This is a genomic window from Bacillus sp. DB-2, from assembly GCF_003315125.1.
In the GTDB taxonomy this organism is placed as follows: domain Bacteria; phylum Bacillota; class Bacilli; order Bacillales; family Bacillaceae_G; genus Bacillus_A; species Bacillus_A mycoides.
The window spans coordinates 109041-134244 of sequence record NZ_QNRN01000008.1 but is presented as its reverse complement, the minus strand read 5'-3'; the positions used below and the strand labels follow the sequence as shown (position 1 = coordinate 134244).

General features: G+C 35.2%; 31 protein-coding genes and 2 riboswitches. Of the genes, 13 read left to right on the top strand and 18 right to left on the bottom strand.

Annotation, left to right across the window (positions count from 1 at the left end; genetic code table 11):
* Positions 1 to 32: 32 nt before the first annotated feature.
* Positions 33 to 761 (bottom strand): DUF4184 family protein, encoded by a 729-nt coding sequence (locus tag DET63_RS15515; RefSeq protein WP_113937161.1) that lies wholly within the window; start codon positions 759 to 761, stop codon positions 33 to 35.
* Between the two features lie 147 nt (positions 762 to 908).
* Here DET63_RS15515 and DET63_RS15510 point away from each other — a divergent pair, with 147 nt between their 5' ends.
* A complete protein-coding gene (locus DET63_RS15510) occupies positions 909 to 1178 on the top strand; it encodes a hypothetical protein (RefSeq protein ID WP_113937203.1) in 270 nt (89 codons plus the stop codon).
* Positions 1179 to 1188: 10 nt separating this feature from the next.
* Positions 1189 to 1941, top strand: a complete 753-nt coding sequence (locus DET63_RS15505; protein WP_002138158.1) for an AAA family ATPase — start codon at positions 1189 to 1191, stop codon at positions 1939 to 1941.
* A 28-nt stretch (positions 1942 to 1969) separates the two neighbouring features.
* Here the strand turns inward: DET63_RS15505 and DET63_RS15500 are convergent, their stop codons facing one another.
* The 3 genes from DET63_RS15500 to DET63_RS15490 all read right to left on the bottom strand — a co-directional run bounded on the left by DET63_RS15500 (position 1970) and on the right by DET63_RS15490 (position 4289).
* Entirely contained in the window at positions 1970 to 3145 is a 1176-nt protein-coding gene (locus DET63_RS15500) for an acetyl-CoA C-acetyltransferase (RefSeq protein WP_002128911.1), read from the bottom strand.
* Between the two features lie 139 nt (positions 3146 to 3284).
* The gene (locus DET63_RS15495; RefSeq protein ID WP_033708394.1) at positions 3285 to 3734 is read right to left on the bottom strand and encodes an NUDIX hydrolase; all 450 of its coding nucleotides are present in this window, start codon (positions 3732 to 3734) and stop codon (positions 3285 to 3287) included.
* A 261-nt stretch (positions 3735 to 3995) separates the two neighbouring features.
* Entirely contained in the window at positions 3996 to 4289 is a 294-nt protein-coding gene (locus tag DET63_RS15490; protein WP_002088390.1) for a DUF3928 family protein, read from the bottom strand.
* A gap of 176 nt (positions 4290 to 4465) precedes the next feature.
* On the opposite strand from DET63_RS15490, the gene DET63_RS15485 reads away from it, so the two are divergent.
* The gene (locus DET63_RS15485) at positions 4466 to 5083 is read left to right on the top strand and encodes an ImmA/IrrE family metallo-endopeptidase (protein ID WP_113937160.1); all 618 of its coding nucleotides are present in this window, start codon (positions 4466 to 4468) and stop codon (positions 5081 to 5083) included.
* Positions 5084 to 5098: 15 nt separating this feature from the next.
* Here DET63_RS15485 and DET63_RS15480 read toward each other — a convergent pair whose 3' ends face one another.
* Genes DET63_RS15480 through DET63_RS15465 form a run of 4 tightly spaced genes read right to left on the bottom strand, consistent with a single transcriptional unit; the run spans position 5099 to position 7324 of the window.
* Positions 5099 to 5398: a DNA-binding protein gene (locus DET63_RS15480; protein WP_113937159.1), complete on the bottom strand. Its 300-nt coding sequence runs from the start codon at positions 5396 to 5398 to the stop codon at positions 5099 to 5101.
* A 51-nt stretch (positions 5399 to 5449) separates the two neighbouring features.
* The gene (locus tag DET63_RS15475; protein WP_113937158.1) at positions 5450 to 6211 is read right to left on the bottom strand and encodes a DUF1129 domain-containing protein; all 762 of its coding nucleotides are present in this window, start codon (positions 6209 to 6211) and stop codon (positions 5450 to 5452) included.
* A 13-nt stretch (positions 6212 to 6224) separates the two neighbouring features.
* Entirely contained in the window at positions 6225 to 6992 is a 768-nt protein-coding gene (locus DET63_RS15470) for a DUF1129 domain-containing protein (protein WP_113937157.1), read from the bottom strand.
* On the bottom strand, positions 6992 to 7324 hold the full coding sequence (locus DET63_RS15465) for a PadR family transcriptional regulator (RefSeq protein ID WP_002014879.1): 333 nt from the start codon (positions 7322 to 7324) through the stop codon (positions 6992 to 6994). Before DET63_RS15465 ends, DET63_RS15470 begins: the two co-directional genes overlap by 1 nt.
* A 196-nt stretch (positions 7325 to 7520) precedes the next feature.
* Between DET63_RS15465 and DET63_RS15460 the strand changes: the two genes are divergently transcribed.
* The gene (locus DET63_RS15460) at positions 7521 to 8297 is read left to right on the top strand and encodes a 3-hydroxybutyrate dehydrogenase (protein ID WP_113937156.1); all 777 of its coding nucleotides are present in this window, start codon (positions 7521 to 7523) and stop codon (positions 8295 to 8297) included.
* A gap of 60 nt (positions 8298 to 8357) precedes the next feature.
* Here the strand turns inward: DET63_RS15460 and DET63_RS15455 are convergent, their stop codons facing one another.
* From DET63_RS15455 to DET63_RS15440, 4 genes are all read right to left on the bottom strand, one after another.
* Positions 8358 to 8495, bottom strand: coding sequence for a YvrJ family protein (locus DET63_RS15455; protein WP_000393342.1), 138 nt, complete (start codon positions 8493 to 8495; stop codon positions 8358 to 8360).
* 290 nt (positions 8496 to 8785) lie between these two features.
* Positions 8786 to 9841: an S-methyl-5-thioribose-1-phosphate isomerase gene (mtnA, locus tag DET63_RS15450; RefSeq protein ID WP_113937155.1), complete on the bottom strand. Its 1056-nt coding sequence runs from the start codon at positions 9839 to 9841 to the stop codon at positions 8786 to 8788.
* The gene (gene mtnK / locus DET63_RS15445; RefSeq protein WP_113937154.1) at positions 9838 to 11016 is read right to left on the bottom strand and encodes an S-methyl-5-thioribose kinase; all 1179 of its coding nucleotides are present in this window, start codon (positions 11014 to 11016) and stop codon (positions 9838 to 9840) included. Before mtnK ends, mtnA begins: the two co-directional genes overlap by 4 nt.
* An 88-nt stretch (positions 11017 to 11104) precedes the next feature.
* Positions 11105 to 11245: riboswitch (SAM riboswitch) on the bottom strand.
* A 71-nt stretch (positions 11246 to 11316) separates the two neighbouring features.
* Positions 11317 to 12180 carry a carbon-nitrogen family hydrolase gene (locus DET63_RS15440; RefSeq protein WP_113937202.1) on the bottom strand — a complete coding sequence of 288 codons (864 nt, stop codon included), beginning with the start codon at positions 12178 to 12180 and terminating at the stop codon, positions 11317 to 11319.
* A 14-nt stretch (positions 12181 to 12194) separates the two neighbouring features.
* On the opposite strand from DET63_RS15440, the gene DET63_RS15435 reads away from it, so the two are divergent.
* The 6 genes from DET63_RS15435 (at position 12195) to DET63_RS15410 (ending at position 17230) form a co-directional block, all read left to right on the top strand.
* Complete coding sequence (locus tag DET63_RS15435) at positions 12195 to 13385, top strand: pyridoxal phosphate-dependent aminotransferase (RefSeq protein WP_113937153.1); 1191 nt, start codon at positions 12195 to 12197, stop codon at positions 13383 to 13385.
* Between the two features lie 52 nt (positions 13386 to 13437).
* A riboswitch (SAM riboswitch) is annotated at positions 13438 to 13545 on the top strand.
* A 64-nt stretch (positions 13546 to 13609) separates the two neighbouring features.
* Positions 13610 to 14854, top strand: a complete 1245-nt coding sequence (mtnW, locus tag DET63_RS15430; protein ID WP_044442769.1) for a 2,3-diketo-5-methylthiopentyl-1-phosphate enolase — start codon at positions 13610 to 13612, stop codon at positions 14852 to 14854.
* Entirely contained in the window at positions 14851 to 15510 is a 660-nt protein-coding gene (locus tag DET63_RS15425) for a 2-hydroxy-3-keto-5-methylthiopentenyl-1-phosphate phosphatase (protein WP_044442768.1), read from the top strand. The genes mtnW and DET63_RS15425 overlap by 4 nt, the downstream gene beginning before the upstream one ends.
* Complete coding sequence (locus DET63_RS15420) at positions 15507 to 16145, top strand: methylthioribulose 1-phosphate dehydratase (RefSeq protein ID WP_113937152.1); 639 nt, start codon at positions 15507 to 15509, stop codon at positions 16143 to 16145. Before DET63_RS15425 ends, DET63_RS15420 begins: the two co-directional genes overlap by 4 nt.
* Positions 16123 to 16635, top strand: coding sequence for a 1,2-dihydroxy-3-keto-5-methylthiopentene dioxygenase (locus DET63_RS15415; RefSeq protein ID WP_002165123.1), 513 nt, complete (start codon positions 16123 to 16125; stop codon positions 16633 to 16635). Before DET63_RS15420 ends, DET63_RS15415 begins: the two co-directional genes overlap by 23 nt.
* A gap of 319 nt (positions 16636 to 16954) precedes the next feature.
* Entirely contained in the window at positions 16955 to 17230 is a 276-nt protein-coding gene (locus DET63_RS15410) for a hypothetical protein (protein WP_002165122.1), read from the top strand.
* Positions 17231 to 17291: 61 nt separating this feature from the next.
* Here the strand turns inward: DET63_RS15410 and DET63_RS15405 are convergent, their stop codons facing one another.
* The 4 genes from DET63_RS15405 to DET63_RS15390 all read right to left on the bottom strand — a co-directional run bounded on the left by DET63_RS15405 (position 17292) and on the right by DET63_RS15390 (position 21085).
* A complete protein-coding gene (locus DET63_RS15405; protein ID WP_002014892.1) occupies positions 17292 to 17624 on the bottom strand; it encodes a DUF3909 family protein in 333 nt (110 codons plus the stop codon).
* Between the two features lie 5 nt (positions 17625 to 17629).
* Positions 17630 to 18508: an NAD(P)-dependent oxidoreductase gene (locus tag DET63_RS15400; protein ID WP_113937151.1), complete on the bottom strand. Its 879-nt coding sequence runs from the start codon at positions 18506 to 18508 to the stop codon at positions 17630 to 17632.
* 4 nt (positions 18509 to 18512) lie between these two features.
* Positions 18513 to 19643 carry a serine hydrolase domain-containing protein gene (locus DET63_RS15395; RefSeq protein WP_113937150.1) on the bottom strand — a complete coding sequence of 377 codons (1131 nt, stop codon included), beginning with the start codon at positions 19641 to 19643 and terminating at the stop codon, positions 18513 to 18515.
* A 149-nt stretch (positions 19644 to 19792) separates the two neighbouring features.
* A complete protein-coding gene (locus DET63_RS15390) occupies positions 19793 to 21085 on the bottom strand; it encodes a GGDEF domain-containing protein (protein ID WP_113937149.1) in 1293 nt (430 codons plus the stop codon).
* 310 nt (positions 21086 to 21395) lie between these two features.
* On the opposite strand from DET63_RS15390, the gene DET63_RS15385 reads away from it, so the two are divergent.
* The 3 genes from DET63_RS15385 (at position 21396) to DET63_RS15375 (ending at position 23030) form a co-directional block, all read left to right on the top strand.
* Positions 21396 to 22013, top strand: coding sequence for a nitroreductase family protein (locus DET63_RS15385; protein WP_002192616.1), 618 nt, complete (start codon positions 21396 to 21398; stop codon positions 22011 to 22013).
* Positions 22014 to 22249: 236 nt separating this feature from the next.
* Positions 22250 to 22468 (top strand): hypothetical protein, encoded by a 219-nt coding sequence (locus DET63_RS15380; protein WP_002088422.1) that lies wholly within the window; start codon positions 22250 to 22252, stop codon positions 22466 to 22468.
* A gap of 196 nt (positions 22469 to 22664) precedes the next feature.
* Positions 22665 to 23030 (top strand): DUF3915 domain-containing protein, encoded by a 366-nt coding sequence (locus DET63_RS15375; RefSeq protein WP_113937148.1) that lies wholly within the window; start codon positions 22665 to 22667, stop codon positions 23028 to 23030.
* A gap of 96 nt (positions 23031 to 23126) precedes the next feature.
* Here the strand turns inward: DET63_RS15375 and ptsP are convergent, their stop codons facing one another.
* Together ptsP and ptsH are read right to left on the bottom strand one after the other, a co-directional pair.
* The gene (gene ptsP, locus DET63_RS15370; RefSeq protein ID WP_002066976.1) at positions 23127 to 24839 is read right to left on the bottom strand and encodes a phosphoenolpyruvate--protein phosphotransferase; all 1713 of its coding nucleotides are present in this window, start codon (positions 24837 to 24839) and stop codon (positions 23127 to 23129) included.
* Positions 24839 to 25102 carry a phosphocarrier protein HPr gene (ptsH, locus tag DET63_RS15365; RefSeq protein ID WP_002033915.1) on the bottom strand — a complete coding sequence of 88 codons (264 nt, stop codon included), beginning with the start codon at positions 25100 to 25102 and terminating at the stop codon, positions 24839 to 24841. The genes ptsP and ptsH overlap by 1 nt, the downstream gene beginning before the upstream one ends.
* Between the last annotated feature and the right edge of the window lie 102 nt (positions 25103 to 25204).

Below are 25204 nucleotides of genomic sequence, written 5' to 3'. Positions count from 1 at the left end.
TTTCTCCTAACACTATCATTCATTAATATAAATTAGTCCCTTGATTTGTAAACTATAGAAACAATAAGAAGTCCACAAAACGAACTTGTCAGTCCAGATACTATTATACCTCCTATTTGGAAAATATGAAAATAGGGGTCTAATAACGCGTGAACGATAAATATAATGATCGCCACAACGATAGATGAAGCCCAATATTTCTTTTTTTCCGAAGTTAAACTAGTATCTTGATCAGTTTCCCTCCTATATTTCCATAGTACATATATTAGTAATAGTAGACCAAAACACGTACTCCCATGCTGTAAAAATTTATAAATCGGAATACTATATACTTCTTGCTGTAACAGCGGTATTTTCATAACAAAATAGCCTGTCTTATGAGTAAAAGCATCCCAAACGACATGCGTCACCATACCGAATAAAGCAGAATAGCAAAATACAAAAAAGTCCTTCCAAGTATATAGCCCCCACTTCGCATCTACTACATATTTATAGTAATTAGCAAAAGGCTTAGGTAAATGTGTTATAAACGGTCCTTTTAAAATACGATGATATGCATATGCTAATAAAAAAACGAGTGGTAAATTCAAATAGAAGAAACCAGCCCATGTATGGCCAATAATACCGTATGGCCTAAAATATAAAAAATATTCAAAATCAGGTGCCATACTACCCAATATAAGAGCCGTCACCGAAATATAACTAGAATGTTTCTTAGCAAAAGGGAGAACAGCTGCTGGATGTGCAAATGTAAACGGCATATTTTAACTCCTTTTCATATTTCCAATAGAATACATATTATCATAACGATATGAACAATCTCTATGCAATATTTATTTTCACATTGGAATATGATAGTTTAAATGTTATAATCCACATGAAATATTCAGAAAATAGGAGGAGTTCACGTGTCGTTAACACTTGTATTTTTTCTTGTTCTGTCTACCTTGTTTTTAAGTACATACATCGGCTTCTTTCTATGGAAGCACTTGAAAATCATAAAATATATGCCTGCTCTCTTTGGCTTTATGAGCGTTCTTTTCATTTTCATATGGAAGAGAATGACTTTCAGCTGGGAAGGGCTTGGTTTTGGCGCACTTCAATATACAATATTACTAGCAAGTTGTATTACACTTGTATTCGCTGCTTTTTTAGAATCAAAATCCGTTATGAATTGAGGTTTATATATTGATTGACGTACCCTTTTTAAAAAATGTCACATTAAAAAAAGAAAATATCCCTAGCTTTTCCGCATATCCTTACTGTCTACCCGCTATTCGAACTTTGCAATCACTAGCTTTCCACCCAAATGTAACATTCATTATTGGAGAGAATGGGACAGGTAAATCAACATTACTCGAAGCAATTGCAATTGCTTTAGGTTTTAATGCAGAAGGTGGAACGAAGAATTTCCGTTTTAGCACAAACGATTCCCATTCATCTTTACATGAATATCTTCGAATTTCAAAAAGTTTCAATACACCAAACGACGGTTTCTTTCTTCGCGCTGAATCATTTTATAACGTTGCTTCTTATATTGATGAAATGGATGCTGATTTAGACGCACCCGGAAATCCAATTATTGACTCCTATGGTGGTACCTCACTACACAAACAATCACATGGTGAATCATTTTTCTCATTATTTATGAATCGTTTTTCAGGACAAGGTTTATACATTTTAGATGAGCCTGAGGCCGCTCTATCACCAATGAGGCAACTTTCTATGCTTATTCGAATGCACGAACTAGCGGAACAAGGTTCACAATTTGTTATCGCGACGCACTCTCCTATTTTAATGGCTTATCCTGAATCTACTATATACTCTTTAACTCAAGAAGGGATTCACGAATCGACATTAGAAGAAACAGAGCATTACCAAACGACGAAACTTTTCTTTGAAAATCGCGATCGATTATTTCATCACTTATTTGAGTCATAAAAAAGAGGCAGCAATCGCTGCCTCTTTTTTATAATGCTTCTATAAATAAAGCTACTCCAATACCGCCTCCAACGCATAGAGAGGCAATACCTTTCTCTAATCCACGTCTTTTTAATTCGTGAATTAAACTTACCGTAATACGAGCTCCTGTACAACCAATTGGATGTCCAAGTCCTACACCACTACCGTTTACATTCACTTTCTCACGGTCTAACCCTAACTCTTTCTCTACAGCTAGGTATTGTGCAGCGAAAGCTTCATTAATTTCAAGTAAATCTGCATCTTCTAATGACCAATCTACTTTTTCTAATCCTTTGCGAATTGCTGGTGCTGGTCCAATACCCATAATTTTCGGATCTACTCCCGCTACTGAATATCCAACAATTCGAGCTAACGGTTGTAAGCCTTTTTCTTTTGCTTTTTCTTCGCTCATTAATACTAGAACTGCACTTCCGTCATTAAGACCAGATGAGTTTCCTGCAGTTACTGATCCATCTTTACGGAAAGCTGGTTTTAATCCTGCTAATTTTTCAGCTGTAATATCTGCACGTGGATGTTCATCCTTTGCAAATACAACTTCTTTTCTACGTTCTTTTATTGTAATAGGAACAATTTGGTCGTCAAAGTATCCAGACTCCATCGCTTGCAGCGCTAATGTATGACTACGAAGCGCAACTTCATCTTGTTCCTCTCTTGTAATTTCATATTGTTCAACTAAATTTTCCGCTGTTTCACCCATCATAATATGGTGAATCGGATCTTCTAAAACTTCCCACACCGTATCACGAATTTCTCCGTGCTGTAGACGTTGTCCCCAGCGGTGTTGTTTTAATGCATAAGGGCTCGAGCTCATTGCTTCTACTCCACCTGCAACAACAATATCACTTACACCTAATTGGATTTGCATTGCAGCAGACATAATTGCTTGCATACCTGAAGAACATTGACGTTGAATTGTATAACCAGTAACTGTGTCAGGAAATCCTGCCGCTAATGCAGCTGTTCTTGCTGTATTTGCTTCATCAGTTCTTTGAATACAATGACCTAAAATTACTTCATCAACTTCATGTGGCTCTACTCCGCCTCTTTTTACAGCTTCCTGAAGTACAGGAACAGCTAATTCTACTGGTGTTATATTTTTTAGTGCTCCTCCGAAAGTTCCAATAGGTGAACGAACTGCAGCTGTAATGACAACATTATGCATTTTGTACTTGCCCCTCTCTTATGTACCCTAGTAAGTTTTTAGGTGAAATCCCATAAGTTGTATGTCTAAAATTATCATACTATAAACATACCAAAAAATCAAAATATTTAATATAATAAAAATAGAAGGAATTAACCTTCTATTCTGTCAATGCGTATAAGAATTTTTGTAATATCTTCTCTGTCGTTTCATTCAATTTTGGTAACTTATCTACTGGAAAATATTGAAGTTGTAACCCTTCATGATCGAGCTTTAATTCTCCGCTTACATGATGTGCCTGATACAGATGAATCACATTAAAAATTTCATCTCCATTTGGATAACGGAAATAAACTTCCTTGCCTGAAAGAACGCCAAGAAATTGCATAATTTTCGCGTTTAGTCCCGTCTCCTCGAATAATTCTCTACGAGCAGTTTCTTCTGTCGTTTCTCCCAGTTCCATTGCCCCACCAGGTACGCCCCAATCATATGTATCTGAACGATATTGAAGCAATACTTCTTGATTATCATTTAATATAATAATTGCTGATCCTACTAAAATAAGTGGTCTCGTACCAACTACTTTGCGTAACTCTTCAATATACCCCAATATGTAAACTCCCCTTTCCTCACCCTTCCTTATCATAACAAAATTCTCTTTCTTTTGTTGCTGTAATTTTCAATAAAAAAGGAAGCTTCCACTTCCTTTTTTTACCGTTATCCTGCTATTTGCGGGCGGTAAGACCCCTACCTCAAAATTCAGCGAAAGTAAAGAAGTTAGGTGGGGATCGGGCTGCCCATAAAAGCCCGATTGGTGAGGGCTGATAATCAGTGGGCGATGAACAAAACCCACACTGATTAAAGTTTCACTTTATTTCTTAAAGCTTTCGTATTTTACAACTTCAAAAGCTTCTTCAATTTCCTCATTATGATAATGGACATATGTAAAACGCCCTAATTCTACTAACCTAGCTATTTCTTGCAATGCTTTATGCTGATCATATGTTTCTTCAATTGTAATATGTACATAAAACTTCATTAATGGATGTTCATATAAAGGTTCTCCCACCTCTACATATACATCTTCAACCCCTTGCACAACTCTTACATAGCTCGCAAATTGATAAAGAGCTTCTCTGTCTGAAACGATTTTTAATGTATACATATATTCTCCCCCTTTTCTTTACTATATCAAAAAGCAGACCATACTACGTTATAGAACTATGAAATTTTTTCGACTTGTATTATATATATTCGTGCGATAAACAAGGCGTTTATCCATACATAGAATCTTTTCCCACATATATTATAGGAAGAATTTGTTCATTTGAGGTGTTCCTTATGGATTCATACGTTAATATATGTGTTTGCATTACTCCAGGCGCCGATATTTCTGACGACCGTATTGCAAAAGATTTAGCAGTTGCAGAATCAATTTGGCATCCCATTACATTTCAAATTAAAGAAGTGATTGTACTAAACGAGCTTTTCCGTTTTTCTAATCGGGAAATTAGTTATAAAAACTCCATTCAAAGTCAGGAAAAATTATCATCCTTTTTTCAAACTTGTGTTAACGAAGCTCCTGAATGCGACCTTTATATTTGTTATATTGGTAGTGATTATTTCAAAGAAACCGCAGTAATCGCTTGCGCTTACTCTCTAGCGAAACAACAGCAACTTACTGGTTACATCGTTTTAACAAACTCAGCTGCTCCAATGAAAAATATATACACCCTCGCTCACGAAATTGGTCATATTTTATTTACAAGACGAATTCATGGAAAACTTACTCATGCAGATCCTCATTCTCCAACTGGATCGGAGCACCACCCTTCTCCAACAAATCTTATGTATCCTATCGTACCTCGTCCTGAAAACGTCCATATTCATTCCTTATTAACAAACGAACAAAAGGAACTCTCCTTACAAAGTTCTTTATTACAAAGAAAAAAACAGTAACGATCTTGTTACTGTTTACAACAATTTATTCCAATTAACAAACGATATACCGGCTGCGAGGAATAAAAATAGGCAACTAAACGTAAACGTAATTCCTCTGAAAATCCCAATATAATATTTCTTTGGAAATACTTTTTTGCATATCCAGAGCAGCCCTTTTCCTATTAAACCGAAGAACAAAACATAACCTGATGTGTCATCTAATAAAGTATCGAAATAGTCATCGTGTACCTTTTCCGAAAAGGTAGTATATAACCCAAAAATCGTTAAACCTAAAAATATAATAGACAATATACCTAGAAATATACTTTGCATATTTGTTCCCCCCTTAATAAAAAATTCAGTTCGTGCACTATTAATATAAAGCTAGCTTACAGTTTTTCTCTCCTCATTTTTCAAAGACCATCGCATTAATACATATAAACTACCGTACAGAAGTAAAGGCTCTAACATTCCCCAATATGGATTTTGCTTTCCTAAATCTTTAAATACAAACATAATTAATAGCGGTACGATAACAGCTAATATTCCAATCCATCCAAGTATAAAAGCTTCACCAATTAACAACACTAATAAGACAATTCCAGCTAGTATATAACTTTGCATAGTAGTTAATTGCAATACAGGTGTCCCATACCATTTATTCATAAACATTAATAATACTAGTAATAAAATTGGTAGCAAAGCTGCTACATAAATAATGCTAAATTCTTTTATTTTGCTTTTAAATGATGACATCTTAAAAGCAAAAATAATAGCCACAATAGTTATCATTAAAACAATTGGGTACCCAATCAATTGTACATTCGTTAATGTAAATTCATGATTCGGACTTTCAAATAAAATATTTGTAAGTAACCAATATCCACCTATCCCAATTATCATTCCTAAAATAGTCTTTATACTCCCGCCTTTATCCTTCTCCATCTCATTCGCTAATTCTTCTGCATATTCTTTTGGCGAATCACCAAATATATCACTTACCGTCTTTCCTTTTTTCTCACCTTCTATTAAATGTAGCTCTGCATCCTCTAGAAAAGCATCTACATCCTCTTCTTTAATTCCCTTCGTAATTAAATACACTTTCGTGTCGATTAAAAACTTTTCCCCTTCTTTAGAAACTTGCATTAGAATCCCTCCCTTATTTAACCGTTTCTCTTCTATTCGCCTTCATCATAATTTCAAGGAAGATTAAAACAAACAAACTTCCGTATAAACAAATAATTTGAAATAACATTGGCACGAGATCTTCCGATGTGAACGTTTTAAAAACTAACATAATAGAAAGCGGAATAATTAAATATAAATTTTTAAACCATCCTTCAAAATATATATTTATAGCTACCGTGAGGATAAAGATCCCTCCAGCTAATATATAACTTTGGACTAGAGTCAACGTAAACATCGTTGTAGGATATATCACATCTAATATCGTAACTGCTCCTAATAAAAACATTGGCGCAATCATGACTAAAAACCACATGGAAAACCACGTTTTTGTAAAACTTGTTACAAATGTCATTTTACGAAGCAGAAAATTAGGACCCATTACAGCTACGATCAATGTAAAGCTATAGCCAATGCACTGAATAAGTGAAATCTGTAGAATTCCATTATTCACTATTAAGATAGAAGCAATAAACCAAAACGATACGATATTCATTACCGTAAAACCAATTTGCTTCCAATTTTCCTTTCTATCCCTTTCCATTACTTTTACAAGTTCATTCGCGTATTCTTTCGGTGAACTTCCGAAAATATCTTCTACACTTTTCCCATCACTCTCACCCTCAATTAAATGGAGTTCCGCATCTTCTATAAAATTTTCAATATCGCTTTCTTTCACACTCTTTACCGCTAAAAATAATCTCATTTCTAATAAAAAATTTCGTGCCTCACTTGATAACATTATTTTTTTCTCCCCTTCCCCTCAAGTAGACGCTCTACACTACTTTGCATCGCTTCCCAGCGATCCATAAATTCATCCAGTGCTTCCTCGCCTTTTTCTGTTAATGTATAATATTTCCGCTTTGGACCAGATGGAGATTCCTTCATTACACTTGTTATTAATCCTTCCTTTTGCATTCGTATTAATAACGGATAAATACTTCCCTCACTCGCCATTGTAAAACCATACTTCGCTAATCTTTCACTCATTTCATAACCGTATATTTCACCTTCAGAAATAATAGCAAGTAAGCATCCTTCTAAAATCCCTTTCAGCATTTGACTTGTCGACATAATTAAAATCCTCCTACTATCTTGTTTTACAAGATAGATAAGCGTAAGTATCTTGCTTTACAAAATAGTATAGCAAACGCTACTTTGCAAAACAAGATAGCTAGCAATATTTTTCCAAATGTTTGCAGGAATTTTATTATCACCTCTCTAAATAGAGCAATAAGAGAACTTTTATTATGAAGGAGTGTTTTTCATCATGGTTACAAATCGAGTTGTCTTTTTAACAGGTGCTGCGAGCGGTATTGGTTATGAAATGGGAAGTGCTTTTGCCAAAGAGGGTGCTAAAGTTGTGATTAGTGATCGTCTTGAAGAACGTGCGAAAGAAGCTGCTGAACAATTGCAAAAAGAAGGCTATCAAGCCATTGGTTTAAAATGTGACGTTACATCTGAAGACGAAATTACAGCAGCAATTTCTCAAACAGTTCGTCATTTCGGTTCATTAGATGTATTAATTAACAACGCAGGAATGCAACATGTTTCACCGATTGAAGATTTTCCAACTGATAAATTCGAGCTTCTTATTAAAATTATGCAAATCGCTCCATTTATCGCCATCAAACATGCTTTTCCGGTTATGAAAAAGCAAAAATATGGTCGTATTATTAATGTTGCTTCGATTAACGGACTTGTTGGATTCGCTGGAAAGGCTGCCTATAATAGCGCGAAACATGGCGTAATTGGATTAACAAAAGTTGCTGCTTTAGAAGGCGCTACTCACGGAATTACTGTTAATGCGCTTTGTCCTGGTTATGTCGATACTCCCCTTGTACGTAATCAATTACAAGATTTAGCCACTACAAGAAATGTACCACTTGAAAATGTTTTAGAAGATGTCATTTATCCTCTTGTACCACAGAAACGTTTGCTACAAGTACAAGAAATTGCTGATTATGCTATATTTTTAGCGAGTGAAAAAGCAAAAGGTATAACTGGTCAAGCCGTCGTTATCGATGGTGGTTATACTGCTCAATAAAAAAATAAAGTTTGCTCTTCGCGAGCAAACTTTATTTTACTTTTTATCGCGAGGATCTTTCTACTTTAGTAATTGTTTAGGGAGTTTCTCAATTGCAACAATCACTCCGTCTAATTTACTTTCAATCCGATGAAGTAAATATAATGTTACAACAATTGGAAAGCCCACATTACCTATCATCCTAATCCACTCTTCCATCTTTCTCTCCTCCCTTCATTACATAAATAAGAGGAAAGGAAGACTTAAGGCATAAAAAACACGCTATTTTTTATTAGCTTGTTTTTTAACTACTCAGCCATACATTTCATTTTTCAGCATATAGATTGCTACCATGAAGATATAAGTGGTCCTACACCTTGCTACCTTTCTTTGTTTTAAAGCGTTGCGCGTGGTAGGAACAGGCACTTACCGCTCCTATACATAGCCAGTCCCTCTCGACCATTTAAAAATATGCTTTTCCACCGTTTTTTTATATAGCGACTGAGCAGTTAGCTTATTTTTTCAAATAATGATGTAATTTCTTGCTTATAATCTCCACGTAAAATACCTTTCTCAGTAATAATCCCCGTAATTAATTCATGCGGTGTTACATCAAATGCAGGGTTAAATACAGGCGTTCCAAGTGGCGCCACTTGTTTCCCAAAAATTTTCGTAACTTCTGTTTCATCTCTTTCTTCAATGACAATTTCAGCACCTGTTTGTTTCGTAGTATCAAATGTAGATAACGGTGCTGCAACGTAAAATGGGATACCGAAATGCTTTGCTAATATAGCTAAATTTAATGTTCCTATTTTATTAGCAGTATCACCGTTTTCAACGATTCGATCTGCCCCTACGATAATCGCATTAATTTCTTTCGTTCGAATTGCATGTGCTGCAGTATTATCCGTAATAAGCGTTACATCAATGTCTGCTTGTTTCAATTCCCATGTCGTTAAACGACCACCTTGTAAAACAGGCCTCGTTTCACACGCATACGCATGTAAACGCACACCCTTCTCTTTCCCAATATAAAATGGGGCTAATGCTGTTCCATATCTAGCCGTTGCAATACTTCCAGCGTTACAAATTGTTAAAATTTTATCACCATCTTTAAAACATGTTAAAGCATGTTCTCCAATACTTCGGCACACCATTTCATCCTCTTGCTGAATATGAAGCGCTTCTTCTTCTAATATTTTTTGAACTTCTTTTATTGTAGTAATCTCTCGAATAGATTCTCTCATACGATCGATTGCCCAAAATAAATTGACTGCTGTCGGGCGTGATGTTCCTAAATAGTTACAATCTCTATTAAACTTCTTTTGAAACTCATAGATATTTATAGCATCGTATTTCTTCGCCGCAAGCGCCAAACCAAACGCAGCTACAATTCCAATTGCAGGCGCTCCTCGTACTTCTAACATAATGATACTTTTCCATACCTCTTCAATATTCGTTAATGTTTTGTATTCAGTGACATGCGGCAACTTTGTTTGATTTAATACTGCAATTGCATCGCCTTTCCAACTTACAGATCTCGGAATAGTAATAATTGTACTCATGCTTTTACGCCTCCAACTGTCTGTTGAAATAATGTTCGAAACAGTTGAATATCAGCACACTTAGCTTCATATTTTATTAGTTCTCTACCTAAGGATAACGCTTGTTTTTTAGCTTGAATTCTATTTTCTTTATTTGCTATCCCATCTAAATCCGCTACATGAGCTAAACCAATTGTTCTACGAATCAGTTCACATCCGGCAAATCCGACGGCATCAGTAAAGATATTTTGCAAAATAATTGGTAACCATTGTTTTTCTTTCGTATATGCTTCTACACCTTCTCCAATCCATAACTTCGTAAAGTTTTCTACAAAATAACTCCATGTCTTTTCTATATGGAAAAATAGTACACTTCTCTTTTCTTCTTCTCTAGATAAAGCATTTAATAATAGATTTGCAATAAATTGACCGATATCAAATCCAAATGGACCGTACGTTGCAAATTCTGGATCAATCACTTTCGTTTCAGAAGGTGATGAAAAAATACTACCAGTATGTAAATCACCATGAATAAGAGCTTCTTTTCTCGTTAAAAACTTATATTTATATTGTGCTACTTTTAGCTTTAAAGTTTTGTCACTCCAAAGTTCATCAATCACTGACTGTAAATCTGACTCATAATCATTCGTATCATAATGTCCAAATGGATCCGTAAAAACTAAATCTTCTGTAATTTTACTAAGGTCTGGATTTACAAATGCACCTTCTAATACCCTTTTCTCTTCTGACTGTAAACCGAAATCTGAAGTATAAAACAAAACATGTGCTAGAAAACGACCGATATGCTGGGATAAAAGTGGATATCCTTCTCCATCTATTAATCCTTTTCTTGTAATTGTTAGTCTTGATAAGTCTTCTATTACTGTAACTGCTAACTCTTCATCATGACTGTACACTACCGGAACATAATCTGGCACATACTTCGCAAAAATTTGTAATGCTTTACTTTCAATCGTCGCTCTTTTTATAGACAGTGGCCAGCTCTCACCAACTACTTTCGCATATGGCAGTGCTTGTTTTATTATAATAGACTTCTCTCCATCATCTAATTTGAACACGTAATTTAAATTTCCATCTCCAATTTCATGACAAACTACATTTGCTTTCTTTTCAAAATAACCGTGTTCTTTCGCATATTGTATAGCTGTTGTTTCAGTTAATGAATAATATCCCATCGTCTTCTCCTCCTTTTCATTCAGAGGTTTTTCTAAAATAGAAAAACCCCTTTCCACAAAGAAAGAGGTTTGAAGTTTATCTTCTCCCCTCTTATCTGCCAGAAAGTTTACTTTCTGCTGGAATTAGCACCGTGCCTTTTTGCGTCATAAACGCCCCATTTCACAATGGTATTACGGTCGGTTGCTGGGCTTCATCGGGCCAAATCCCTCCACCTGCTCTTGATAAGAGTTTTATAATTTTTAGAATTTTTAACTTTATGATGAAGACTATACCAAGAATAAAAATCACTTGTCAACATTTTATTTGTATAATTCTGGACGACGATCTGCAAAAACTGGAATTCCTTTACGTACCTCTTTAATTTTCTCGAATTTAATTTCTCCAAATAAAATTGATTCCTCTTCATTTGCCTCTACCACAACTTCACCCCAAGGATCCACAATTAGAGAATGACCTGCAAACTCATTATTCGGATCCTTTCCTGCTCTATTGCACGCAACAACATAACACTGATTTTCAACTGCTCTCGCCTGTAAAAGCAAACGCCAATGTGCTAAACGTACTAATGGCCATTCTGCTACAACAAATAAAACTTTTGCACCTTTAGCAGTATGAACGCGCATCCACTCTGGAAAACGAATATCATAACAAATTGTACCAGCACACTCTACATCATCTAACTTAAATTCACCTGTCTCATTACCAGCAACTAAATATTTATGTTCATCCATCAGCTGAAATAAATGTACTTTACTATATTCATTGACTAGATTCCCTTCATTGTTTACAACATACATTGTATTTGTAACCCCTTGCTCTGTTTGCTTTGCTATGGAACCACCAACAATATGTACACCGTATCGCTTCGACCATTCTTTCAACTTTTCTTTCGTTTCTAATCCATCCGTATCTGCAATTTCAGAAAGTCTCGTTAAATCATATCCTGTTGTCCATAGTTCTGGTAAGACGATAACATCTGGTCTTTCTTTCATCGCTTCACTTATTTTTTTTTTAGCGTTCTCAATATTTTTTTCTACATCTCCAAAGACAATATCCATTTGAATACATGCGACTTTCATTTTTTCAGCCCCATTCTCATTTTTTTCTTTACAAAATACTGGAAAGATTATATCATTTGTCACTAGAATTGTAACAACTTTCAAAAGAGGTGGAAAGTATGAAATTATTTCAACCTTCTGAGATAGTAACATCATTGCCAACACAATTTTTCGCTTCACTTGTTGCAAAAGTTAACAAAGTCGTTGCAGCTGGTCACGATGTTATTAATCTAGGACAAGGTAATCCAGATCAACCAACACCGCAGCATATCGTAAAAGCTTTACAAGATGCTGCCGAAAAGACCATCCATCATAAATATCCGCCATTTCGCGGACATGAAAGCTTAAAAGAAGCCGTGGCAACATTCTATAAACGTGAATACGGCGTAGAATTAAATCCAAAAACTGAAGTTGCTATTTTGTTTGGCGGAAAAGCTGGATTAGTAGAATTACCACTTTGTTTTACAAACCCTGGCGATACCATTCTCGTTCCAGATCCAGGTTATCCAGATTATTTATCCGGAGTTGCTTTAGCAAAAGCGCACTTTGAAACAATGCCGCTTATTGCAGAAAATAATTTTTTACCGGATTACACGAAAATTGATGACACTATCGCTGAGCGTGCAAAGTTAATGTTTTTAAATTACCCAAATAATCCTACTGGTGCTACTGCATCAAAAGAATTTTTTGATAAGACTATTCATTTCGCTAATAAACATAATATATTAGTCGTTCACGATTTTGCTTACGGTGCTATTGGATTTGATAGTCAAAAACCTGTTAGTTTCTTGCAAGCAGATGGCGCCAAAGATGCAGGAATTGAAATTTATACATTATCAAAAACTTTCAATATGGCTGGATGGCGTATTGCTTTTGCAGTAGGGAATGAAAGTGTCATCGAAACAATTAACTTATTGCAAGATCATATGTATGTTAGTATTTTCGGTGCAGTTCAAGACGCAGCACGCGAAGCACTATTAGGCTCGCAGTCTTGTGTAGTAGAACTTGTTAATAGTTATGAATCTCGCAGAAATGCTCTTATAGAAGCTTGTCATGCAATCGGTTGGAATGTTGATATTCCAAAAGGATCATTCTTTGCTTGGCTCCCTGTACCTGAAGGCTATACATCTGAGCAATTTTCTAATATTTTACTAGAAAAAGCACACGTTGCAGTTGCTCCTGGCGTTGGATTTGGTGAGCACGGTGAAGGCTATGTCCGTGTTGGCCTCTTACATACAGAAGAACGATTACGTGAAGCAATTAATCGAATTGATAAATTAAAAATTTTCAAAAAGTCATTGACAACATGAAAAATATCTGACAAAATTCAGTTATCTTAAAAATTTAAACATTTCTAAATACTTCTTATCAAGAGCAGGTGGAGGGACGAGCCCGACGAAGCCCGGCAACCGATCTACATAATTGTAGACACGGTGCTAATTCTCGCAGCATTACGCTGACAGATAAGGAGCTGGTTGTAAAAAAACCTCTCCTTAGCTGAGAGGTTTTTTTATTTAACTAGGAGGGTATAACAATGAGCGGAATTATAGCGACGTATTTAATCCATGATGATTCACATAACTTAGAAAAAAGGGCCGAGCAAATTGCACTCGGTTTAACAATTGGCTCTTGGACTCATTTGCCACACTTATTGCAAGAGCAACTAAAACAGCATAAAGGTAACGTCATCCATGTTGAGGAATTAGCTGAACAAGAACATACCAATTTGTATTTACGTAAAAAAGTAAAGCGCGGGATTATTAAAATCGAATATCCGTTATTAAACTTCAGTCCAGATTTACCAGCGATTTTAACAACTACATTCGGAAAGCTATCACTTGATGGCGAAGTGAAATTAATTGACTTAACATTTTCAGACGACTTAAAACAGTATTTCCCTGGTCCAAAATTCGGGATAGATGGTATTCGAAATCTTTTACAAGTGCATGATCGTCCCCTTTTAATGAGTATTTTTAAAGGCATGATTGGACGAAATATTGGGTATTTGAAAACGCAATTACGCGATCAAGCAAGTGGTGGTGTAGATATAGTAAAAGATGATGAAATATTATTTGAGAATACATTAACACCACTTACGAAACGCATTGTATCTGGAAAAGAAGTTTTACAATCAGTATATGAAACATACGGACATAAAACGTTATATGCCGTAAATTTAACAGGACGAACTTTTGATTTAAAAGAAAATGCGAAACGCGCAGTGCAAGCTGGGGCTGATATTCTATTATTCAACGTATTTGCTTACGGACTAGATGTACTACAATCACTTGCAGAAGATGATGAAATCCCAGTTCCCATTATGGCACATCCTGCTGTAAGTGGTGCTTATTCCGCATCGAAGTTATATGGAATCTCGTCTCCATTATTACTTGGAAAGCTACTTCGCTATGCTGGGGCTGACTTTTCATTATTCCCATCTCCATACGGAAGTGTTGCGTTAGAAAAAGAAGAAGCTCTCAACATTTCAAAACATTTAACTGAAGACGATGCATTTTTCAAGAAAAGTTTTGTTGTTCCATCTGCTGGTATTCACCCTGGTTTCGTTCCCTTTATTCTACGAGATTTTGGCAAAGATGTTGTTATTAATGCTGGCGGCGGGATACACGGACATCCGAATGGCGCGCAGGGCGGCGGTAAAGCTTTCCGTACTGCAATTGATGCTACTTTACAAAATAAACCACTCCATGAGGTAGATGAAGTGAATTTACATAGCGCATTACAAATATGGGGAAATCCCTCACATGAGGTGAAATTATGAGTATTCAAGTGTTTTGTGATTTCGATGGCACGATTACAAATAATGATAACATTATGTCCATTATGGAAAAGTTCGCACCACCAGAAGCAGAGGAAATAAAGCAAAAAATTTTATCGCAAGAACTTTCTATTCAAGAAGGTGTTTCTCAATTATTTCGATTAATACCTATTAATCTACACGATGATATTATTCAGTTTTTACAAGAAACTGCTGAAATCCGTACAGGTTTTCATGAATTCATACAATTTATTAATGAAAATAACATTTCCTTTTACGTTATATCAGGTGGAATGGATTTCTTCGTCTATCCACTCTTACAAGGAATCATTCCAAAAGAGCAAATTTACTGTAATGCAACTGACTTTTCAGGAGAATTTGTTGAAGTTAAATGGCCGCATCCTTGTGACGAGCAATGTCAGCATAGTTGCGGTCTCTGTAAATCATCATTAATTCGTAAACTAAGCTCTAAAGATGATTTTCATATTGTGATAGGAGATTCCATTACTGACTTACAAGCAGCAAAACAAGCAGATAAAGTATTCGCCCGTGACTTCCTTATTACAAAATGTGAAGAAAATCATATTGCTTATACATCCTTTAACACATTTCACGATATTCAAGTCGAATTACAACATTTGTTGGAGGTGAAATCATGAAACAACTTTTTCGTCAATGGTATGACTTAAGTGAAATAAAAAAAGAATTAACAACTCGGAATTGGTTTCCAGCAACGAGTGGAAATATTTCTATAAAAGTCAGTCATGATCCACTTACTTTTCTTATTACAGCAAGTGGTAAAGATAAAACAAAAACTACTCCAGATGATTTTCTATTAGTAGATCATCTAGGGGTTCCCGTATTAGAGACTGAATTACGCCCTTCAGCAGAAACAATATTGCATACACATATTTATAACATTACGAATGCCGGGTGTGTACTTCATGTTCATACAACTGATAATAATGTCATCACAAATTTATATAGTGATGCAGTCACCCTTCAAAATCAAGAAATTATTAAAGCTCTCGATATTTGGGAAGAAGGTGCAACGATTAACATTCCTATTATAGAAAATGATGCCCATATCCCAACGCTTGGAGAAAACTTCCGAAAGCATATACAAGGAGATTCGGGAGCAGTATTAATCCGTAACCATGGTATTACCGTATGGGGCCGAGATAGCTTTGATGCAAAGAAAAGATTAGAAGCTTATGAGTTTTTATTCCAATTTCATATAAAACTATTATCAATTCAAGGAGGCGTTTCTAATGGCGCAAATTCGTATTCATGAAGTAAATACTCGTATCGAAAATGAAGTGGAAGTATCTAAATTTCTACAAGAGGAAGGCGTTTTATATGAGAAATGGAACATCTCTAAGCTTCCTACTCATTTAAATGAAAATTATTCGTTAGCAGATGAAAACAAGGCTGAAATATTAGCTGTGTTTTCAAAAGAAATCGCTGATGTTTCAGCGCGCCGAGGTTATAAAGCTCATGATGTAATTTCACTTTCAAATGGCACACCTAACCTTGATGAATTATTAATTAATTTCCAAAAAGAACACCATCATACTGACGATGAAGTTCGCTTTATTGTCAGCGGTCATGGCATCTTCGCTATTGAAGGAAAAGATGGTCGATTCTTTGACGTTGAACTTGAGCCTGGTGATCTTATATCTGTGCCTGAAAATGCAAGACACTATTTCACCTTACAAGATGATCGCCAAGTTGTAGCTATTCGTATTTTTGTTACAACAGAAGGTTGGGTTCCAATTTATTAAGGTAGCTAGTTGAATAAAAGAACTTGGAACCCCTTTTCCAACCTTTTATTCACTCTACATATATACATCCTCCTATGGAACAGGCTTATTTCATAACATTGAAGTAAGCCTGATTTTTTATTTACTAAAATGATTTGTCCCTTTCGTTTGTTCAAATCAAATATATCGAATCACAATTCCACTTTATCAAGTACATTTCGGAATATTTTTTGAACATTTATTGAACTTTTTTTGAATTTTTTCTGAAAATTCTGTTTTGTGTATGATATACTACAACTAATAAGAAGGAAAAGAATATTGCAAGCAGAGGGGGATAATCATGAGTTTACTTATCGCACTTATACTAGGGGTTTCATGCGGAGCTATTCCTGTTATTTTAGGAGCTATTATGGAAGAATTAGAAGTTGGTGTTTTAGGTTTTGTCGCATCTTGTGTAAGCGCTTTATTTTTTGGTTTGTACGGTGCTATTCCTATTTCTATCCTGTGCGCATTTTATATAGTACGCCATGCTCGTGCGAAACAGTTTGGTCCTAATCACATTGCACAAGTTATTCCATTCCCAATTGAACGATGCCGCCGAGCTTCCAGCCTATAAATTATCCAGCTTAAATATTATGCCTGCCTAAATAAATAAAAAGTCCTCAAATGAGGACTTTTTATTTATTTTCTTCTAGAAATTGAAACAATTCTTGCAAATGAAGTGCATCTTCACTGTAGCTAACGGATACATGACATGTCCCTTCAATCTCAGCATGCATATAAAGGACAATTCCATCTCGATCATATTTCAATGCCAAATAAAACTCCATTTCCTCTAACATCTTTTTCGAGCTTCGGATAACATAATGCCCTTTCTCATCTCTTCCATATTCAAAATCTGGTCCAAAATCGTATTTTTGTTTAAAAGCTTCTTTTTGCTTATCATTAATCTGTACACAAGTTGCTCGCTGCACAGCATCAATCATCTCGTCAAACTTTTGGAGATCCATTCCATTTACCCCCTTATATACTTTTTGTATAATACTTGTGTTCCGCTATTCTCTTTTCCATCTGCGATTAGCTCTTCATACAATTCCTTCGCTAGGGTTAAACCCGGTACTGGTAATTGTAATTTTTCAGCTTCATCTAAAGCAATCTTCATATCTTTCATAAAATGCTTTACATAAAAGCCAGGTTCAAAATCTCCTTTTAACATTCGAGGAGCTAAATTACTTAATGACCAGCTACCTGCTGCTCCTGTCGAAATACTCTCTAATACTTTATTTGCATTAAGTCCAGCCTTTTTCGCATATGCTACCGCTTCACATACTCCTATCATGTTAGAAGCAATTGCTATTTGATTGCACATTTTTGTATGTTGTCCACTCCCAGCAGGGCCTTGCAACTGAATATTTGTTCCTAGTTTTTCAAATAGAGGTAAGCAAATATCATATATTCTGTTCTCTCCACCGACCATAATTGCTAGTCTTGCTTCTTTAGCCCCAATGTCCCCGCCAGATACTGGTGCATCTAATGTATATATATTCTTGCTTTTCGCAACTTCATTAATACGTTTTGCCAATGTTGGTGTAGATGTTGTAAAGTCAATTGCTATCGTACCTTCATTTGCATGTTCTAAAATTCCATCTACCCCAAAGTACACTTCTTCTACATCATGAGGATAACCAACCATCGTCATAACAACATCAACTTGCTTTACTAACGCTTTCGGTGTATCACACCAAGTCGCACCCTCTTGCACTAAAGAAGCTGCCTTCGCTTTCGTTCTATTATATACATATACTTTATGACCGCCTTGCATTAAATGATGTACCATACTTTTTCCCATTACACCAATACCGATGAAACCTATTGATAAATTTTTATTCTCCATCTTCTCATCCCCTTTGTTCTAATAAATCATTTACCATCTTTCGGAACTCTTTATTAAAATCATCATCCATACTATTTTTCACATTTGAAAATAAAATAACAAAAGTTCCTTTTTCTTTATTAAAATTATTGAAAGTGTTCCAACCAGATAGTACACCATGGTTATGGAAATAATCTGGATATATGTAAAAGCTAAATGCATATTTTCTTTCTTGTGAAGGTGTAAACATCGCTTGTATACTTTGTTCAGAAAGAAGCTTCCCATTTATAATCGCTTCATCTAATTTTTTCATATCCCCTACTGTCGTATACATCTCACCCGATCCATATAACCAGTCCATTCCTAATTTTTGTGCTGGTACAAGATCTTGGTCTTTCTTCACATAACCCTTCGTGAAGTTTTTATCTCCAGGCACCATATTTCCCATACCTGATTCATGCATCTCGGCCTTTGTAAATATATTTTCTTTTACATAGTCTCCTAAAGGCTTTTTCGTTATATTTTCTATAATATAAGCGAGCACCATATAATTATAATCCGTATACTTCCAACCTGTTCCTGGTGGAAACTCTAATTTTTGACTTCCAATCCAAGTTACTAAATTTATACGTGAAGCTACATTAACCTTCCCTTTCCCATTTTCCGGTAAACCAGATGTATGCGTTAATAAGTGATATAACGTGATGTGTTTATCTGCTGGAAATGAAGGAATGTATTTATTTACATTATCTTGGATATTTAACTTCCCTTGTTCTTGTAACTGTAGAATGGATGTAGCAACAACTGTTTTCGTAATAGAACCGATACGATATTTTGTTTGAGGCGTATTTTCTATTTTATTTTGAACATCAGTATATCCATATCCTTTATTCAATATAACATGCTCTTTATCTGTCACCAAAACTGTCCCATTAAATTGCTTTCCTACTAAATACTGATCTAACTTTTGAGATATACTAGCATAATCAATTTTTTGTACTTCTTCTATATTATCCTGTACCTCTGACTCAATAGCAGGAGTTACCTTTGTTGTTAATACTGCTTGTTCCTTTGAATCGGGACTATAGAGAAAATAGTATACTCCGCCGCAAACTACAGCAGACAGTGAAGCCATAACCATTATTTTTTTTATCATATTGTTCCTCCGTAATTACTTCATGTGAACTACCCACCACTTAGTCTCTCTTGCGAGCTTACTTGAAGTGGGAGCTTCTCGGTTAAAATGGTCCCCCATATTCTATTATCAAGTAATAAAAAAAAATCGCAACAATTTGTTGCGAAAAATCACATTTTTTCTTTTCTATATATACATACTTGATTTTTTCCATTTTTTTTCGCTTCATATAACGCAATATCCGCTCTTTGCATTAACTCTTCTCTTGTAATCCCTTGCTCATATAACGCAACTCCAAAACTCGCTGTTAATTTCGAAATTCCAGAGAAATGCTTTGTTTCAATGAAAAATCGCAATGATTCCGCAACTTGAAACGCTTCTTTTTCTACCGTATTTGTCACTAATATTATAAATTCCTCTCCTCCCCATCTTGCAAATACATGTTGATCTTCAACTTTAGATTTCATAAGATCTGCAAGTTGTACTAATGCTAAATCGCCAAAATCATGACCATATGTGTCATTTACTGATTTAAAATTATCTATATCAAACAAAATAAGTGCAACTTTTTCATCATTACGTAATACATTCTCCCACTCTGTCTCCAATATTTGTTGGAATTTCAAGCGATTATATATTTCTGTCAATGAATCTATCATAGCCAATCTTTCTTGCTCTTGATAGATTTCATCTAATTCTGTAATCTCTGTGCATTTTACTATAAATCGCGATAAATCTTCTGGTAATGGTGTCGCACGTAATAGAAAAGTAAATGCTTCTCCTTCATAATTGTACATTTTAATTCTTCTTCCATTTGATAAAGTATCATCCAGCCATGTTATATCGTGAGTCGTCGAATAATATCCGTTCTCTCTAATAAGATGTTCTGCAAACACTAAATGTTGTTCACGATACGTAAATAAATTATCATGTCCGAAGAATTGTAAAAAATTCGTATTACAATCAACAATCTCATCATCTTCTACTATAAATAATAAATCATTTTGAAAATCAAACATCGTTTGAAGCAATTCTTGTTGTAAACCTACTTGCCGCACTAAAGTAAGTTGATATAAACTCTTATTCACTTCCTCTAGTACCACTTGTGGAGTTACTGGTGCTATAACAATATTACGTATTCCTAACAGTAGTAAATCTGCAAACTCATTGTTTATCTGTTGATCCCAAATGATAATGAATGTACTCCGTGAATCATATATATTCTTTATATATTTTATTTGAGCAAAATCTGTTACATACATAATTACAATATGTGGTCTAGTTCTATGAAACAATATTTCTCCTTCTTCAAAACTATTTGCTATAAACATACATTTTGGATGGACGTTTTCTATCGTTTGTTGATGTGTACATCCATCTTCTATATAAAGGACATTCAACTGAAGATCTTGTAATACATTTTGGAAAACAGTATTCTCTAATAAAAAATGTAGTATGTTCATCACTAGTCTTCACTCACTTCATATATCTTGTTCTACTGAATTCCTCACAATCATTTTATAAAGAATTATGAGGAACTCATATTAACAAGCTAATTGAGAATGTTATCTTCGCTTATCTGCTCTGGAAATTCCTTTTTTAGTGTATGATTATATGAATTGTATCGTTTGTATGAATGCCCTGCCTTACTATTTAAAACTTGACAATTAAAATAAAGGTATTATATTCTTAAATTCAATAACTTACAAAATGTAAGTAGAGTATATTACATTTATTTTATATTAAGTTGATATGTAATTTGGAGGATATATAATGACAAACAATGACTTTTTTAACGTTTTATATGAACGCACATCTACACGTGCATTCAACCCTGAAAAAGAAATTTCATCTACAGAGTTACATGAAATTTTAAAAGCAGCTGCGCAAGCACCTTCTGCTTGGAACTTGCAACACTGGAAATTCCTTGTTTTCCAAGGCGAAGATGTACAAAAACGATTACACCCAATTGCCTATAACCAACAACAAATTCTTGATGCTTCTGCCGTAGTCGCTATTTTAGGTGATTTAGAAGCTTACAAAAATGTTGAACCTGTTTACGGTCCAATTGTAGAACAAGGATTTATGAATGAAGAAGCAAAAGAGCGCTTAGCTAAAAACATTGAATCTGCATATACTCGGGAGCAATACCCACGAGATGCTGCCTTTTCAAATGCTGCTTTAGCAGCAATGCAACTTATGCTTGCTGCTAAAGCAACTGGCTGGGATACTTGCGCTATTGGTGGCTTCAACCCACAAGCATTAATGGAAGAATTCAATGTTTCATCTCGTTACGTACCAATTATGCTTATTACAATTGGTGAATCAACTTTAAAAGGTCACCCTGCACCGCGCATGAGCGTAGAACAAGTGAGTGAATGGGCAAAATAATAAAAAAACGAAGGTAATTTCATTACCTTCGTTTTTTTATATTCTGTCACACATCCGTAATATTACAATGTATTATGCGACATCTATACATAGAAAAATCGTAATTTTCATGCTATCCCCATAAACAAATATGACGTTTTGTGTCGAAATTTGTTAAAGTATCGGAATATAACCGTGTATTTTTGTTACAATTGTGATACAATGATAACAAATAGATAACAAGAGAGGGATTTTCATTGAGTTCATACGGAAGCTTTATCGCACTTTTAAGTTACATAGTAACTGTACTACTGCTATATTTTATTGGCGATGCTGCAAACATATCAGTGTTACAATTCCCTAAAGAAGAAGCGTTACAATTAGAAGCAGAAAAACATACTGCACGATCCATTGCACCACTACTCTTAGCTCTTCCTGTATATATCATCGTTTTATATAAAAGTAAAAAAGTGTAAAGGCTACCTATTTCATTCATTTCGGTGGTCTTTACATTTTTTTGTGACATTTCCCCTATTTTAAACATCATTCCATACTAAATACCCATCTAGTCATTTAAAATGAGAAAATCCCCTAGAAAAATTTCCATTATCTGTCCAGTCACCGACTGCCGAACTTACATAGATTATAAGTGTGAAGGGGGTGATGAGGATTATGTTTGGATCATTTGGATGCTGTGATAACTTTAGAGAATGTCATCATCGTGAAAGAGAGTGTGACCATCGCGACCATCGCGAGAAAGAGAGAGAAGAAGTTAGACCACACCGACCTGCTGTATGTAACGTACTTGCTACTATTTCAGTTGGAACAGAAATTTCTCTTTTAAGCATTAGAGGCCATCAATCATTCCGCAATGTAATTTTTGAAGGATTCTGTAACGGTGTTGCTCTTTTCTCTGCTTTAGCTCGTAATAATAACGACAAAGATAATAATAATAATAAAGACGATAAGAACAATCAAAATACTTTTACTGGCATTTTACGTGTATGCCCGACTGATATTATCGCAGTCGCTATCTAATTCTGTTCTTTATCCTCTATAGTAACAAAATAAGATTTACTTTTCTTATAGAAAAAACCTGAGATCGATTTCGAATCGACTCAGGTTTTTTTACTATTATATGCTTTTAACTAATTCAACAACTTCTTCAGCAGTTGACATTGTTAATGCTTTTTCTGCTAATGTTTCCATTTCTGCTTTTGACAACTTGCTTAGTTGTGTTCTTGCAGGAAGAATAGATGTTGCACTCATACTGAACTCATCTAAACCTAAGCCTAATAATAATGGGATAGCAAGTGAATCTCCCGCCATCTCACCACACATACCAGCCCATTTGCCTTCTTTATGAGCAGCATCGATAACCATTTTTACAAGACGTAAAATAGATGGGTTATATGGTTGGTATAAGTAAGCTACACGTTCGTTCATACGGTCTGCAGCCATTGTATATTGGATTAAGTCATTTGTTCCGATAGAGAAGAAATCAACTTCTTTCGCGAACTGATCTGCTAATACCGCTGAAGCTGGAATTTCAACCATCATACCAACTTCAATAGAATCAGAAACAGTTGTACCCGCTTGAACAAGTCTTTCTTTCTCTTCTAATAAGATTGCTTTCGCTTGACGGAACTCATCAAGAGTTGCAATCATTGGGAACATAATTTTCAAGTTACCATATACGCTAGCACGAAGTAATGCACGAAGTTGTGTACGGAACACATCTTGCTCATCAAGACATAAGCGAATTGCACGGTATCCTAAGAATGGGTTCATTTCTTTTGGTAAATGTAAGTATGGAAGCTCTTTATCTCCACCGATGTCAAGTGTACGAACAACGACTGGTTGATCTTCTTTTACACCTTCAAGAACTGCTTTATACGCTTCGAACTGCTCTTCTTCTGTTGGAAGATTGTCACGGCCCATGTATAAGAATTCTGTACGGTATAAACCAACGCCTTCTCCGCCATTATCGATAATACCTTGTACATCATTTGGTGTTCCGATATTAGCAACAAGCTCAACGTGATGTCCATCACTTGTTACAGTTGCTTGGTCTTTTAATTTTGCCCATACGACTTTTTGCTCTTCAAATTTCGCTTTCTTTTCTTCAAAAGAACGAAGAGTTTCTTCAGATGGGTTTACAATTACTTCTCCATCTAAACCGTCAATGATTACGATATCGCCGTTTTGGATTTTTTCCATAACAACTTTCGTACCAACAACAGCTGGAATTTCCATAGAACGAGCCATAATTGCAGAGTGAGATGTACGTCCACCGATATCAGTTGTGAAACCTTTTGCATACTTACGGTTTAACTGAGCTGTATCAGATGGTGTTAAATCTTCAGCAATGATGATTACTTCTTCAGAAATTGTACCAGGGTTTGAGAAGTTAATTCCTAGTAAATGTGCAAGAACACGTTTTGTTACGTCGCGAATATCCGCAGCACGTTCTTTCATGTATTCGTTATCCATGTTTTCAAACATAGAAATAAACATTGATGCAACTTCATCCATTGCAAATTCAGCATTTACTTTTTCGCCATTTACTTTATCTTTTACTGGATTTACTAATTCTGGATCATTTAATACTAATAAATGTGCTTCAAAGATAGCAGCTTTATCAGCACCTAGCTCAGCAAAAGCATGGTCCTTAATAGCTTCTAGTTCAGATTTTGCTTTCTCAAGCGCAGCGTCTAAGCGTGCAATTTCAGCAGCTTCGTCTGTAATTGATTTCTTTTCAATGTTAAATTCAGGATTCTCAAGTCTGAAAGCCTTTGCAATAGCAATCCCACTTGATGCAGCGATCCCTTGAATGTTAAGAGTCATTATTCTCCTAATCCTTCGTTTTTCATAGTTTCTTCGATAGCTGCTAGTGCTTGAGCTGCATCATCACCATTTGCAGTGACCTTAATTTCCGCGCCTTGTTGAATTCCTAAAGACATAACACCCATGATTGATTTTAAGTTAACGTTTTTTCCGTTATACTCTAAGTTAATGTCAGAACCAAATTTGCTTGCAGTGTTTACAAGTAGAGTTGCTGGACGAGCATGAATTCCTGAGTCGCTAGTTACTTTAAAGATTTTTTCCATGATAATTTATCTCCTTCAAATACAGTATTTTTTTAGTTGTATAGACGTTAGTACTACATCATCTATTGTATATAATAGGCGATGTTCGGTCAACCACATCGC